Origin of the sequence: Pseudomonas sp. NFACC37-1, from assembly GCF_900101575.1 — a bacterium.
Classification (GTDB): Bacteria; Pseudomonadota; Gammaproteobacteria; order Pseudomonadales; family Pseudomonadaceae; genus Aquipseudomonas; species Aquipseudomonas fluorescens_AA.
This window is the reverse complement of sequence record NZ_FMUZ01000018.1, coordinates 1-12,953: the sequence shown is the minus strand read 5'-3', so window position 1 is coordinate 12,953 and position 12,953 is coordinate 1. Positions and strand designations below refer to the sequence as shown.

Annotated in this window: 13 protein-coding genes; 2 read left to right on the top strand and 11 right to left on the bottom strand. The window is 61.8% G+C overall.

What is annotated here, in order from left to right; genetic code table 11:
- Positions 1–74: 74 nt before the first annotated feature.
- On the bottom strand, positions 75–1,040 hold the full coding sequence (locus tag BLP82_RS18500; protein WP_092171234.1) for a 2-oxoglutarate and iron-dependent oxygenase domain-containing protein: 966 nt from the start codon (positions 1,038–1,040) through the stop codon (positions 75–77).
- A 146-nt stretch (positions 1,041–1,186) separates the two neighbouring features.
- Positions 1,187–2,269: a BMP family ABC transporter substrate-binding protein gene (locus BLP82_RS18495; protein WP_092171457.1), complete on the bottom strand. Its 1,083-nt coding sequence runs from the start codon at positions 2,267–2,269 to the stop codon at positions 1,187–1,189.
- Positions 2,270–2,562: 293 nt separating this feature from the next.
- Here BLP82_RS18495 and BLP82_RS18490 point away from each other — a divergent pair, with 293 nt between their 5' ends.
- A complete protein-coding gene (locus tag BLP82_RS18490) occupies positions 2,563–3,654 on the top strand; it encodes a calcium:cation antiporter (protein WP_092171231.1) in 1,092 nt (363 codons plus the stop codon).
- A 125-nt stretch (positions 3,655–3,779) separates the two neighbouring features.
- On the opposite strand, the gene BLP82_RS18485 is transcribed toward BLP82_RS18490, so the two are convergent.
- The 3 genes from BLP82_RS18485 to BLP82_RS18475 all read right to left on the bottom strand — a co-directional run bounded on the left by BLP82_RS18485 (position 3,780) and on the right by BLP82_RS18475 (position 6,448).
- A complete protein-coding gene (locus BLP82_RS18485; protein ID WP_092171227.1) occupies positions 3,780–5,138 on the bottom strand; it encodes an 8-oxoguanine deaminase in 1,359 nt (452 codons plus the stop codon).
- A gap of 247 nt (positions 5,139–5,385) precedes the next feature.
- The gene (locus BLP82_RS18480; protein WP_060739313.1) at positions 5,386–6,072 is read right to left on the bottom strand and encodes an SDR family oxidoreductase; all 687 of its coding nucleotides are present in this window, start codon (positions 6,070–6,072) and stop codon (positions 5,386–5,388) included.
- A gap of 25 nt (positions 6,073–6,097) precedes the next feature.
- Entirely contained in the window at positions 6,098–6,448 is a 351-nt protein-coding gene (locus BLP82_RS18475) for a MerR family transcriptional regulator (RefSeq protein ID WP_092171222.1), read from the bottom strand.
- A gap of 80 nt (positions 6,449–6,528) precedes the next feature.
- Here BLP82_RS18475 and BLP82_RS18470 point away from each other — a divergent pair, with 80 nt between their 5' ends.
- On the top strand, positions 6,529–6,957 hold the full coding sequence (locus BLP82_RS18470) for a hypothetical protein (RefSeq protein ID WP_092171218.1): 429 nt from the start codon (positions 6,529–6,531) through the stop codon (positions 6,955–6,957).
- A gap of 77 nt (positions 6,958–7,034) precedes the next feature.
- Here the strand turns inward: BLP82_RS18470 and BLP82_RS18465 are convergent, their stop codons facing one another.
- The 6 genes from BLP82_RS18465 to BLP82_RS18440 all read right to left on the bottom strand — a co-directional run.
- Positions 7,035–7,961, bottom strand: coding sequence for an ABC transporter permease (locus BLP82_RS18465; RefSeq protein ID WP_060739311.1), 927 nt, complete (start codon positions 7,959–7,961; stop codon positions 7,035–7,037).
- Complete coding sequence (locus BLP82_RS18460; protein ID WP_092171213.1) at positions 7,961–9,067, bottom strand: ABC transporter permease; 1,107 nt, start codon at positions 9,065–9,067, stop codon at positions 7,961–7,963. Before BLP82_RS18460 ends, BLP82_RS18465 begins: the two co-directional genes overlap by 1 nt.
- A gap of 11 nt (positions 9,068–9,078) precedes the next feature.
- Positions 9,079–10,632 (bottom strand): ABC transporter ATP-binding protein, encoded by a 1,554-nt coding sequence (locus tag BLP82_RS18455; RefSeq protein WP_092171209.1) that lies wholly within the window; start codon positions 10,630–10,632, stop codon positions 9,079–9,081.
- A 536-nt stretch (positions 10,633–11,168) separates the two neighbouring features.
- A complete protein-coding gene (locus BLP82_RS18450) occupies positions 11,169–11,750 on the bottom strand; it encodes an IMPACT family protein (protein WP_092171205.1) in 582 nt (193 codons plus the stop codon).
- Between the two features lie 7 nt (positions 11,751–11,757).
- On the bottom strand, positions 11,758–12,408 hold the full coding sequence (locus BLP82_RS18445; protein ID WP_060739307.1) for a TetR/AcrR family transcriptional regulator: 651 nt from the start codon (positions 12,406–12,408) through the stop codon (positions 11,758–11,760).
- A 260-nt stretch (positions 12,409–12,668) separates the two neighbouring features.
- The coding region (locus BLP82_RS18440; protein ID WP_139197878.1) for an integrase core domain-containing protein at positions 12,669–12,953 on the bottom strand (285 nt) is incomplete at its 5' end.

Sequence of the window (12,953 nt, the reverse complement as noted above, 5' to 3'; positions counted from 1 at the left end):
CATCAGCGAAGCGATGGCGGGCATTCTACAGGGGGCTGGCCGCCCTGTCGGGTAAAACCTGACCGGCTGATCCACTACACGGCGTGGGGCTCCCGTCGGTAAGCATAGGTGTCGGCGAAGCGCGAGAGCAGGAATTCGGCGCAGGTGGTGGTCGGGTACTTTGGCGGGTGGGCGTCATCCTGGCAACCGGGCAGGCATTGGATCAGCGTGTCGGGGTGCGGCTCGGCAAAGAATGGCATCGAATAACGGTCCACTCCCAAGGGGCTGATCACCCGATGCGGCGTAGACAGGTAACGGTCGTTGCTCCAGCGCGCCATCATGTCGCCGAGGTTGACCACGAAGGTACCGTCGATAGGCGGCGCGTCGATCCACTGGCCGTTGACGTTGCGCACTTGCAGGCCGCCGGCGGCGTCCTGGTAGAGCAGGGTGATGCAACCGTAATCGGTGTGTGCCCCGGCACCTTGCTGTTCGGCGCAACTGGCGGCATCGCGGGGTGGGTAATGGATCAGGCGCAGCACGCTCACCGGCTCGTTGAAGCGCGTATCGAAAAAGTCCCGGTCGATGCCCAGGGCCAGGGTCATGGCCCGCAGCAGGGTTTGCGCAAGCGCCTGCATGTCACGGTAATGCTGCTCCATCAAGGTTGCCCAACCGCTCAGGTCGGGGTGCCGGTTGGGGCCGCGCAGGGGGTTTTCCGCCAGCACCTCGGGGTGATCGACTGGCAAATGCAGGCCCATGTCGAAGGTTTCCTTCAGGTCGCTGGGCTTGGTCGGGTCCAGTTGTTCCGTGGCGACGGCGCCGTAGCCGCGATGGTGGCGGGTCTGGGTGATGTCGATCTTGAGCTTTTCTTCGACGGGCAGGGCGAAGAAGCGTTGAGCATTGCCCAGCACTTCGGCGATACGCGCGGCGCTGATGGGGTGGCCCTTGATATAGAAAAAGCCCCACTGGCGGCAAGCGCGGTCGATTTGCCCGGCGACGGCTTGCCAGGCGTCGGGCTCATCGCCGTAGAGCGGGCTGATGTCGATGATGGGCAGGCTGTTCATGCGGCTGTCCTGAAATGGAATAGAGGCCCCATTGTGGGAGCGGGCTTGCTCGCGAAGACGGCGGTACATTCAGCATCAATGTTGACTGGTGCTCCGCCTTCGCGAGCAAGCCCGCTCCCACATGGGATTGATATTGGGCTTGAAGGCTATTTGGGAATCTCGGCCTTCATGCCTTCGACGTAGTAATTCATCGACGCCAGTTCCGCGTTGCTGGCGCTCGCGCCCGCGGGGATTTTCTCGACGCCGGTCTGGTCCTTGATCGGCCCGGTGAACGGGTGGAACGCGCCGCTCTCGATGTCTGCGATGATCTGTTCGGCTTCGCCTTTGACCGCTGCCGGCACCAGGTCGCTGATCGGCAGTTTCACTGTGCCTTCCTTCAGGCCGCCCCAGTAGTCCTGGGATTTCCAGTTATGGTCGAGCACACTTTGGGTTGCTTGGATGTAGTGCGGGCCCCAGTCATTGACGATGGAGGTCAGCACGGCCTTGGGACCGAAGTGGGCCATGTCCGAAGCGTAGCCCACCGCATAGACGCCGCGTCGTTCGGCGGCCTGGATCGGCGCCGGGCTGTCGGTGTGCTGGAACACCACGTCCACGCCCTGGTCGATCAGCGCGTTGGCGGCGTCGGCTTCCTTGCCTGGGTCGAACCAGGAGTTGACCCACACCACCTTGATCTCGGTACCGGGGTTGTATTTGTTCAGGGCCAGTTGGATGGCGTTGATGTCGCGGATGACTTCCGGGATCGGGAAGGAGGCGACGTAGCCGATCTTCTTGGTCTTGGTCATCTTGGCCGCGAGGAAACCGCCGACGTAGCGGCCTTCGTAGGTGCGAGCCAGGTACGTGCCCAGGTTCTTGTCCTGCTTGTAGCCGGTGGCGTGTTCGAAGATCACCTTGGGGAACTGCTTGGCGACTTTCAGCGTCGGGTTCATGTAGCCGAAGGAGGTGGTGAAGATCAGGTCGTATTTGTCCTTGGCCATGTTGCGGATCACCCGCTCGGCGTCGGCCCCCTCCGGCACGTTTTCCACGTAGTTGGTGGTGATCCTGTCGCCGAATTTCGCCGCCAGCTCCTTGCGCCCTTGTTCATGCTGATAGGTCCAGCCGTGGTCGCCGATCGGGCCGATGTAGACGAAGCCGACCTTCAGCGGGTCGGCGGCACTGGCATTCAGGCCGGCGCCCAGGCCGACGGCTGCGACGACGGCGCAAAGCAACTTCTTCAAGGGACGTTTGTGCATGAACTCGAACTCCATTTTGTTGTGAGGTTGGCTGTGCAGCACCAATGCAAAATGCTGACCAACAGGACAACAAAATCTGCGATCTTTTCGGGGCAGCCATCGCGAGCAAGCTCGCTCCCACAAAGGCAATGCACAACCTGTGGGAGCGAGCTTGCTCGCGATGAGGCCCTCCAGATCGATAAAGGTGCACCCGCCAGCCACTCGCCACTCCCTGGTGCGTCACACTCGAACGAAACGTTCGCCGCCCCCTACAGTCAGTAACTCATGACCCCGCTCACAGTGACAGGCCCGCGATGCTCACTTTGCTCAAGCAAGAAAAACTGCTGTTGCTGGCGCTGGTCGCCGCCTGTATGGCCTATCCGCTAGAGCACTGGTTGCTGGGCAACGGGCAAGGGGTGGCGTTGATCGGCGGCCTGGTGCTGATCGGTTTCATCGTCGCCGCCTCCATGCGCGTGGCCCATCATGCCGAGCTGTTGGCGGAAAAGGTCGGTGATCCCTACGGCACGATGATCCTGACCCTGTCGGCGGTGCTGGTGGAAGTGGTGATCCTGGCGATCATGATGAGCAACGAAGCGTCGTCGACACTGGTGCGGGACACGATCTACTCGGCGGTGATGCTCGACATCAACGGCATCCTCGGGCTGGCGGCGCTGATGGGTGGGATCAAGCATGGCGAGCAGGCCTACAACGATGATTCGGCGCGCACCTATAGCGTGATGATCCTCACCGCCATGGGGGTGTCGATGGTGGTGCCGGAGTTCATTCCCCAGCAGAACTGGAAAATGTATTCGGCCTTCACCATCGGCGCGATGATCGTGCTGTACACCCTGTTCCTGCGCATGCAGGTCGGGCCCCACAGTTACTTCTTCAGCTACAGCTACCCGGAAAAACGCCGCAAGAAAGAGCCGGTGGAAAACGAGCCGGAACCCATCAGCCTGACGCTTTCCATCGGCGCCCTGGTGTTTGGCGTGGTGGTGATCGGTGCCCTGGCCGAAGTCATGTCCAAGGCCCTCGACCTGGGGCTGGAAGGCTCGGGCGCACCGCCAGTGGTCACGGCGATCCTGGTGGCCGCGATCTCCGCTGCACCGGAAATCCTCACCGCCCTGCGCGCGGCCCTGGCGAACCGCATGCAGTCGGTGGTGAACATTGCGTTGGGCGCTTCGCTGTCCACGGTAATCCTCACCGTACCGGTGATGGAGGCCATGGCCCTCTACACCGGCCAGCCCTTCCAGATGGCCATGACGCCGGTGCAGACGGTGATGATCTTCATCACCCTGATCGTTAGCGCGATCAACCTCAATGATGGTGAAACCAATGCCATTGAAGGCATGACCCACTTTGTGTTGTTCGCGACGTTTATCATGTTGTCGTTGCTGGGTCTTTAAGCCCTGCACAAAGCCACACTGTGGGAGCGGGCTTGCTCGCGAAGGCGGTGTACCAGTCGACATCTATGTTGAATGGCACCCCGCCTTCGCGAGCAAGCCCGCTCCCACATGGGATTGATGTTAAGTTAGATGCCGGCGATCAATTCCTGCGCCGCCTGGCTGTGATCGGCAATCAGCCCCTTCAAGTCCAATCCCTCGACCTGCCCGTCGATCACTCGCCATTGCCCACCGATCATCACCCGATCCGCCCGGTCCGCGCCGCACAGCAGCAGGGCCGAGATCGGGTCGTGGCTGCCGGAGAATCGCAGCTCATCAAGCTTGAACAGCGCCAGGTCGGCCTGCTTGCCCACGGCCAGTTCGCCGATATCGCTGCGCCCGAGCAGTTGCGCCGAGCCCCGGGTCGCCCAGCCCAGTACGCGTTCCGGCGTGATCGCTTGAGCGCCGTAGCGCAGGCGCTGGATGTACAGCGCCTGGCGGGTTTCGAGGATCATGTTCGAGGCATCGTTGGACGCCGAGCCGTCTACGCCCAGGCCCACGGGAGCGCCGGCGGCGGTGAGCTCCAGGGTCGGGCAGATGCCCGAGGCCAGGCGCATGTTCGAACTTGGGCAGTGACAGATGCCGGTACCGGCGGCACCGAGACGAGCGATTTCATCCGGGTTGAAATGAATGCCGTGGGCCAGCCAGGTACGGGGTCCGAGCCAGCCGACGCTGTCCAGGTAATCCACGGTGCGCAGGCCGAAGCGTTGCAGGCAAAAGTCCTCTTCATCGAGGGTCTCGGCCAGGTGCGTGTGCAGGCGTACGTCGAGTTGCTCCGCCAGCTCGGCACTGGCCTGCATGATCTCGGGCGTGACCGAAAACGGTGAGCAGGGCGCCAGGGCAATCTGGATCCGGGCGCCGTCACCGCGCTCGTGGTACTCGGCGATCAAGCGCTGGCTGTCGGCGAGAATCACCTCGCCCTGTTGGACGGTCTGCTGCGGCGGCAAGCCTCCGTCGGCCTCGCCCAGGCTCATGGAACCGCGGGTCAGCATCGCGCGCATCCTCAGCTCACGGACACTTTGCACTTGCACGTCGATGGCATGTTCCAGGCCCTGGGGAAACAGGTAATGGTGGTCGGCCGCCGTGGTGCAGCCCGACAGCAGCAACTCGGCCAAGGCCACTTTGCTCGCCAGGGCGAGTTTTTCCGGGGTCAGCCGCGCCCAGACCGGGTAGAGGGTCTTCAGCCACGGGAACAACGGCTGGTTCACCACTGGCGCCCAGGCGCGGGTCAGGGTCTGGTAGAAGTGATGATGGGTGTTGATCAATCCCGGTAGGATCACATGCTCGCGCGCGTCGAAGATGTGGTCGCAGGGCTGGGCGGGTTGTTGGCCGGCCCTCAGCAGTTCGACGATCACACCGTCCTGCAGGACGAGACCGCCATGGGCATCGAGGTCGTTGGCGGTGAAAATGGCGAGGGGATTTTTTAACCAGGTACGGGTCGCAGGCATGGTGGCCGGCTCCTCTGAAAGTGGGTTCAGGTTAGCCAGCTCAGTGATGCCCTGTCTGCTGATCCAGGGTCGCCCGTTGGGTGGGCGAGGGTGGAGTTTACTCAGGTTGTATTGCAGATTTCCAGAGCTTGCCGAGATCCGAATGTGGGAGCGGGCTTGCTCGCGAAGGCAGACTGTCATTCAACATTGATGTCGACTGATGGTCCGCCTTCGCGAGCAAGCCCGCTCCCACAGGAGCAATGGTGGGTTACCAGGGAATCGTTTCACCCTTGTAGTTGACGAAGTGATGCCCACCCTTGCCGGCGAAGGCATTGACCTGGTCGATCAACCCGCGGGTGCTGGTCTCGACATCGATGTCCGCGCCTTCACCGCCCATGTCCGTCTTGACCCAGCCCGGGTGCAGTGACAGCACGGTCAATGCCTGCTCGCCCAGTTGGCTGACGAAGCTGTTGGTCATGGAATTGAGTGCAGCCTTGCTGGCCTTGTACAGCGCCAGTTCCGGTGCGTCGGGCATGGTCACGCTGCCCAGCACCGAGCTCATGAACGCCAGCACACCGCTGCCGTCGCGGATCTGGCCGACGAAGCGCTGGGCCAGGTTGATCGGCGCCACGGCGTTGGTGAAGAACAGTTGGCCGACTTCCGCCAGCGTCGCGCCGCCTGGGTTCTGGTTGTCCGGGCCTTTGACGCCGGCGTTGACGAACAGCAGGTCGAAGGTCTCGCCCTTGAGCTGCTGGCTCAGGGCGATGACGGCTTGCTGGTCGTCCATGTCGAGTTTTTCAATGCGCACCGGGCCTAGCGCCTTCAAAGCTTCTGCGTTCTGCGGGTTGCGCACGGTGGCGGTCACGTTCCAGCCATCGCTGAGCAGCGTCTTCACCAGACCGAGGCCCAGGCCCCGGGAGGCGCCGATGATCAATGCGTTTCTTGCCGAAGTCATGAGAGGCATCCTTGAAAGAAAAAGGTCACGGGTTTAATGGACAACGTTGCCCGAGCCGTTGTTTCAGCTCCTGACGCAACGCGTCGAGTTCGGTCATGCGGGTTTCGATCAGGTTCAGTTTGTCTTGCAGCAATTGTGTCACCGCGCAGTCGGGGTCGGGGGCGTTCCACAGGGCGGCGACACTGGCGCCGATCTCGCCCAGGGTAAAGCCCAGGCGCTGGGCGGTCTTGATATAGAGCACCAGTTGGACCACGTCGGCGGGGTAATCGCGATAGCCATTGGCACTGCGCGTTGCCGCGATCAGGCCCCGCTGTTCATAGAAGCGCAGGGTGTCTCGACTGACGGCGCAGGCTTGGGCTAATTCACCGATACGCATGGACGACTCCGGAGGGCTTGACCTTGGAGCATACCCCAGGCTTTAGCCTTTTCGCTCCCCAATTATCTGGAGCAACGTGTATGTGGAGTTCGATGCAATATCGCCAGGTGGTGCGCGGCAGCGCCTGGTACGACCTTATCGTGTCGGCCGTGCTGGCCACGCCGTGGACCTTTGCGGCGTTGCATGGTGTGTTGATGAGCCTGGCTCAGCTATTTGATCTGCCTGGAGAACTGCCGCCGTTTGCGCCGGCACATATGCTGATGGTGAATCTGCTGGGCTCGATTGTCTGCGTGTGGGCGGTGCTGCGCATTCGTGATCCGCAACCGCTGTACGGACGGTATGACGCGGTGGGGCGGTTTCTGTTTGCGGCCTGGCTGCTGTATGCGCTGCTTCATGGGGCCAGTGCGGTGTTGTGGGTTTTCCTGTTTCTGGAGGTGGTGTGGGGGTTGGTTCAGGTGTTGCCTGTTCGAGCCTCATCGCGAGCAAGCTCGCTCCCACAGGGGGCCTGAGTCAAACACTGAACTCAGTGTTCACCTGGTCTAGTGTGGGAGCGAGCTTGCTCGCGATAGGTGCGCCGCGGTCTATCTCAATGTCCCGCCTGCCAAGGCTGCCCCAGCGACACCGGCGCATACAACCGGGTGCGTACGGCATCCCGGGACAGCAGCACCAGCACCACGATGGTCGCGGCATACGGCAGCATCGCCAGCAGACTCGATGGAATCGCCAGCCCCAAGCCCTGGGCCACCAGGTGCAGGATGCTGGCGAGGCCGAACAGGTAGGCACCCAGCAGCAGGCGCCACACTCGCCAACTGGCGAACACCACCAGGGCCAGGGCGATCCAGCCACGGCCGGCGCTCATGTTCTCGGCCCACATCGGCGTGTAGGCCAACGACAGATAGGCGCCGGCCAACCCGGCCATGGCGCCGCCAAACAATACCGCCAGGGTCCGCACTCGTAGCACCGGCAGGCCCATGGCACTGGCGGCGTCGGGGTTCTCGCCGACGGCCTGGATGATCAGTCCGGTGCGGCTTTTCATGAGCACCCACGCCACCAGGGCAAACAGTGCGAAGGACAGGTAAACCAGCAGATCCTGGGCAAACAGCATCCGTCCGATCAAGGGGATGTCACTCAGGTAGGGAATGGCCAGCGGTTCGAATCCCGCCAGCGGTTTGCCGACCCAGGCCGCCCCGACAAAACTCGACAGGCCCACCCCGAAAATCGTCAGCGCCAGCCCGGTGGCCACCTGATTGGCGTTGAACACCAGTGCCACCAGCGCGAACAATGCCGACAACAGCATCCCGGCAGCCATCGCCAGCAGCACGCCGAGCCAGAGGTTGCCGCTGTTGAACGCGACGATAAAGCCGATCACCGCGCCGAACAGCATCATGCCTTCCTGGCCCAGGTTGAGGACGCCGCTTTTTTCGCAGACCAGTTCACCCAGGGCCACCAGCAGCAGGGGTGTGCCGCAGCGGACCATGGCGTAGAAAATATTGCTCAACAGGTCGATATCCATTACAGCGCTCCTGCCTGTACGGCGGTGGTCCGGGTGCGCCGGGTCCAGCGCAGGTTCAGGCGTGGCCGGTACAGGATCAGCACGTCGCAGGCCAACAGGAAAAACAGCATCATCCCCTGGAACAACTGGGTGATCGCCTGGGGCAGGTTGAGCGACATCTGCGCGCTCTCGCCGCCGATGTACAGCAACGCCATCAACAGGCTGGCAAACAGAATGCCGATGGGATTGAGCCGTCCCAGGAATGCCACGGTAATCGCCGCATAGCCGTAGCCCGGCGACACCTGGGGCACCAGTTGGCCGATCGGCCCGGTCACTTCGCAGACGCCGGCCAGCCCGGCCAGCGCACCGCTGATCAACAACGCCAGCCACACCAGCGGCTTCTGGCGAAAGCCGGCGAAACCGGCGGCGCGGGCGTCGAGGCCCAGCACCTTGATCTGAAAACCGACGAAGCTTTTCTGCAGCAAGACCCACACCGCCACCAACGCCAGCAGGGCAAAATACAGCCCGGCATGGACCCGGCCATCCTCCAGCAGCAATGGCAGGCGACTGGCCTCGCCGAACATCGCCGACTCCGGGAAGTTGAAACCCGCCGGATCCTTCAACGGCCCGTGAACGCAAAACAGCAGCAGGTTAAGGGCGATGTAATTGAGCATGATGCTGGTCAGGATTTCGTTGGCATTGAAACGCGTGCGCAGCCACGCCGTGAGTCCGGCCCAAGCCGCCCCTGCCAGGGTGCCGGTCAGCAGAATCAGCACCAATGCCCAGCGGCTTTGCACGCCGATGATGTTCACCGCCAAGGCACTGCCGGCCAGGGCGCCCAGCAGCAGTTGGCCTTCGGCGCCGATGTTCCAGATGCGTGCCTGATAGGCTACCGCCAGGCCGAGGGCGCAGAGCAGGATCGGCAAGGTCTTGACCAGCCACTCGGACACGCCATAAAGATCGCTGATCGGGGCGATCAACAGGGTGTACAGCGTTTGCAACGGGTCATGCCCCAGGGTGATGAACAGCAGTGAGCCGCAGCCCAGGGTCAACACGGCGGCCAGCAGCGGCGAGCACCAGAGCATCAGGCGCGATTGCTGGCCGCGGGGTTCGAGAGAAAGCAGCATGTGGAACTCCGTTATACCGGCGCGGGGGCAGGGGATTGAGGGGCGTCGAACTGGCCGGCCATCCAGCCGCCGACGTCGCTGAGCCGGGTCTCGCCCGTGGGGCGCAAGGCCGACAGGCGCCCGCCGCACAAGGCGCCGAGGCGGTCGCTGATCTGGAACAGTTCGTCGAGGTCTTCGGAGATCACCAGAATGGCAGCGCCCGCATCGCGCAGAGCGATCAGGGCGCGATGGATGGTCGCCGCCGCCCCGACGTCCACGCCCCAGGTCGGGTGCGCGGCCACCAGCAGTTTTGGCTGTTGGAGGATTTCCCGGCCAAGAATGAATTTCTGCAAGTTGCCCCCCGAAAGGCTGCGTGCCGGGGTTCGGGTGTCAGGTGTCTTCACGCCAAAGCGACGGATGATTTCCTCGGCCAGGTGTTCGACCTGGCGGCGTCGAATCAGCCCATGGCTGACCAGGCCCTGTTGGAAAGCGCTGAGCAAGGCGTTATCCGCCAGGCTCAATTGCGGCACGGCACCGTGGCCCAGGCGTTCGGCGGGGACAAATGCCAGGCCGAGTCGACGACGGGCATCGGGGCGCAGGTGCGCGACGGGTTGACCGGCGAATCGGATCGTTTCGCCTTGCTGGCGGGGTAGCTGCGTTTCTCCGCTGAGCAACGCCAGCCATTCATCCTGGCCGTTGCCCGCCACCCCGGCGATGCCGACGATTTCGCCGCTGCAGACCTCAAGATCAATGTCCCTCAGCGAACAGCCGAACGGGTCCGGGTTGTGCCAGGACAGCTTGTTGATTTGCAGGAAGGCTTTGTCTGCGCTGACCTTGGGGTAGTCCGTGATCAGCCCGGCCGCTTCGCCGACCATCAGTTGTGCCAGCTCCCGGTCCGAGCAGTGCGCCGGGGTGCAATGCCCCGAAACTCGCCCGCCCCGCAGTACCGTGGCGCTGTGGCACAAGGCTCGCACCTCTCCGAGTTTGTGGCTGATGAACAAAATGCTACAGCCCTCGCTCGCCAGGCGGCGCAGGGTCACGAACAACTCTTCGGCTTCCACGGGCGTGAGCACCGAGGTCGGCTCATCAAGAATCAACAGCCGAATGTCCTGCATCAGGCAGCGAATGATCTCTACCCGCTGGCGCTCGCCAATCGACAGGCTGTGAACCAACCGTTGCGGTTCCAGTGCCATGCCGTAGCGTCGGGACACTTCGCGAATCCGGGGTTCCAGCTGGGCTGGCGAACCGGCTGTCGCGCCCATTGCCAGGGCAATGTTCTGTGCAACGGTGAGGGTTTCGAACAGAGAGAAATGCTGGAACACCATGCCGATGCCCAGGCTGCGGGCCTGGGCCGGGTTACGCAGGTTGACGCGTTGGCCTTGCCAGATCACTTCACCCGAATCGGCAGGGGTGACGCCGTAGATAATCTTCATCAGGGTGCTTTTGCCCGCACCGTTTTCGCCGAGCAGGGCGTGGATTTCGCCGGGCTGGATGCTCAGGTCGATGGCGTCGTTGGCCAGGCAACCGGGGTAGCGTTTGCTGATCTTGCGCAGTTGCAGGCGCGCGATGGAGTCGGGGTTGGACATGACAGGCTCGAGCCGATGGACAGGAATGCCTGTGGATAAAGCAATTTCCTGGCCATAAGGTCAGGAAAAGCACCTTGGTCCCGCCTCCAAGGCCATATTGCGAATGGCCTGGGTACCTGCAACAGGAAATTCTGCACCGGGTTGGAGCGCGCATGTTTCATGCAGGCATCGGTTTGCCCTGAAATGGGTGGTTAAAAATTGAACAAGCGACCGCGAGCCGTGATCTTCTTGGGGCGGGAGGAGCCATGAACGGGTTATCCACAGATTGCTCCACAGTTATTGTGAGCAAGCTGGACACGCGGGCATAAGCACTGCGAGGCTTTCTTCTAAAGGTGATAAACCCCTGCAAGCTTTTGTTTTGCAGGTGGATTTGTCGGTTGGGCAGGGCTTTGGACAAAAAATGAGCAAGCCTCTGAAACCCGCATGACAGAAGGGTTACAGAGGAATGTGCTCAGGTTATCCACAGTCGGGTGCACAGTGGATGTGGGCAAGTTGAACGATTGCGCGATGCTCTGAAGGGTTGCATGCCTGCGAACTCAGCGTTCCAACAGGATCCGTCCACGGCTCAGGTCGGCCAGTTGCGTTTGCAAGGTTTCGATGTGAGCTTCACCCACGGCCAATTGCAGGTCTACGCCATTGGCGGTGAAGCGCTCTTCATTCACCAGCCCGCCGCATTCGGCGACGCGCAGTTTCACCAGGGGCAGTTCGGCGAACCCGCAGCTACAGTGCAGCGGTACACGGCTGATCAGTTCGATTTTTTCGGCGTTTTGCAGGCATTTGTTCGCGCCGCCCCCGTAAGCCCGGGCGAGCCCGCCCGTGCCCAGTTGAATCCCGCCGTACCAGCGAATCACCAGCACCACGACTTGATCGCAGGCCTGGGCTTCGATCGCAGCCAGGATCGGCCGCCCGGCGGTGCCACCTGGCTCGCCATCGTCATTGCTGCGGTATTGATCGCCAAGTTTCCAGGCCCAGCAATTGTGCGTGGCATTCAGGTCGCTGTGCTGCTCGATGAACGCTTGGGCATCGGCGGAGCTTGTGATGGGCGCGGCGAAGGTGATGAAGCGGCTTTTGCGAATTTCTTCGCGGTACTCGCAAAAACCGGCAAGGGTAAAGGGCATGGCGATCTTAAAGAGTGGGTGTCAGGCCGCAGCCCTTGAGAATGATGCGGATCAGGTTGTCACCCGCGTCGATCATGTCTTGCTTGGTCAACTTGCTGCGACCGGTCACGCGACAGATCTGGGTGGCGAAGTCGGCGTAATGCTGGGTGCTGCCCCACAACAGGAAAATAAGGTGCACCGGATCGATCGGGTCCATCTTGCCGGCGTCGATCCAGGCCTGGAACACGGCCGCCCGACCATTGAACCAGGCGCGATAATCCTGGTTGAAATACTCGGTCAGGCATTCGCCACCGCTGATCACCTCCATGGCAAACAAACGCGATGCCTGGGGCTGGCGACGAGAGAACTCCATTTTGGCGCGGATATAGCGGGTCAAGGCTTCGGCCGGATCATCCTCGGCGGTGAGGGTATTGAAGGTGCTGTCCCACAATTCGATGATGTTGCTCAGTACCGCCACGTACAAGCCGAGTTTATTGGTGAAGTAATAATGCAGGTTCGCCTTGGGCAGCCCAGCCTTGAGGGCGATGGCATTCATGCTGGTACCTTTGAACCCGTGGCGAGCGAATTCATCTTCGGCAGCCTTGAGGATCGTCTCTTCGTTTTTTTGACGAATGCGACTGGTGGGCTTGCCACTGTGGGCTGGGACTTCAAAGGTCATGGGCGTTTCCGGGCTGGGTCTGTGGGCAAGCAAGTGCGTTGATAGCGCACCGGCATCGATCCGACAAGTGCCATCACACTAAAAGCTTCTTGATGGCGGTCACCTGCCCCCTGTGGGAGCGGGCTTGCTCGCGAAAGCGGAGGGTCATTCAATAGAGGTGTCGACTGATACAACGCCTTCGCGAGCAAGCCCGCTCCCACAGGGGGTTAACGGGTGGCCGCATGAACTGGTCAAGTAATCCCGGACACCGATTACGGTGTTTATGCCGCTTTTTGCTCCATGGCTATTGGCGACAGGTAGTTGTTGTAGCTGTGGAGCCTGGTGCGGTTGTAGTACATGAAGAAACGCACCATGTCCGTTTTTGCCTCCTCGATCAGGCTGTAGCCATTGCGAGGTACCCACTCTGACTTCAGCGTGCCGAAAAAACGCTCTGTTGGAGCGTTGTCCCAGCACTGTCCCCGATGGCTCATGCTTTGCACAATGCCGTGGCGGGTCAGTTCTTCTTGAAACTTGCGACTGGTGTACTGACATCCTTGGTCTGAGTG

Coding starts and splice junctions, on each gene's coding strand:
- BLP82_RS18500 (WP_092171234.1), bottom strand. CDS start 1,040: ATGAACAGCCTGCCCATCATCGACATCAGCCCGCTCTACGGCGATGAG.
- BLP82_RS18495 (WP_092171457.1), bottom strand. CDS start 2,269: ATGCACAAACGTCCCTTGAAGAAGTTGCTTTGCGCCGTCGTCGCAGCC.
- BLP82_RS18490 (WP_092171231.1), top strand. CDS start 2,563: ATGCTCACTTTGCTCAAGCAAGAAAAACTGCTGTTGCTGGCGCTGGTC.
- BLP82_RS18485 (WP_092171227.1), bottom strand. CDS start 5,138: ATGCCTGCGACCCGTACCTGGTTAAAAAATCCCCTCGCCATTTTCACC.
- BLP82_RS18480 (WP_060739313.1), bottom strand. CDS start 6,072: ATGACTTCGGCAAGAAACGCATTGATCATCGGCGCCTCCCGGGGCCTG.
- BLP82_RS18475 (WP_092171222.1), bottom strand. CDS start 6,448: ATGCGTATCGGTGAATTAGCCCAAGCCTGCGCCGTCAGTCGAGACACC.
- BLP82_RS18470 (WP_092171218.1), top strand. CDS start 6,529: ATGTGGAGTTCGATGCAATATCGCCAGGTGGTGCGCGGCAGCGCCTGG.
- BLP82_RS18465 (WP_060739311.1), bottom strand. CDS start 7,961: ATGGATATCGACCTGTTGAGCAATATTTTCTACGCCATGGTCCGCTGC.
- BLP82_RS18460 (WP_092171213.1), bottom strand. CDS start 9,067: ATGCTGCTTTCTCTCGAACCCCGCGGCCAGCAATCGCGCCTGATGCTC.
- BLP82_RS18455 (WP_092171209.1), bottom strand. CDS start 10,632: ATGTCCAACCCCGACTCCATCGCGCGCCTGCAACTGCGCAAGATCAGC.
- BLP82_RS18450 (WP_092171205.1), bottom strand. CDS start 11,750: ATGCCCTTTACCCTTGCCGGTTTTTGCGAGTACCGCGAAGAAATTCGC.
- BLP82_RS18445 (WP_060739307.1), bottom strand. CDS start 12,408: ATGACCTTTGAAGTCCCAGCCCACAGTGGCAAGCCCACCAGTCGCATT.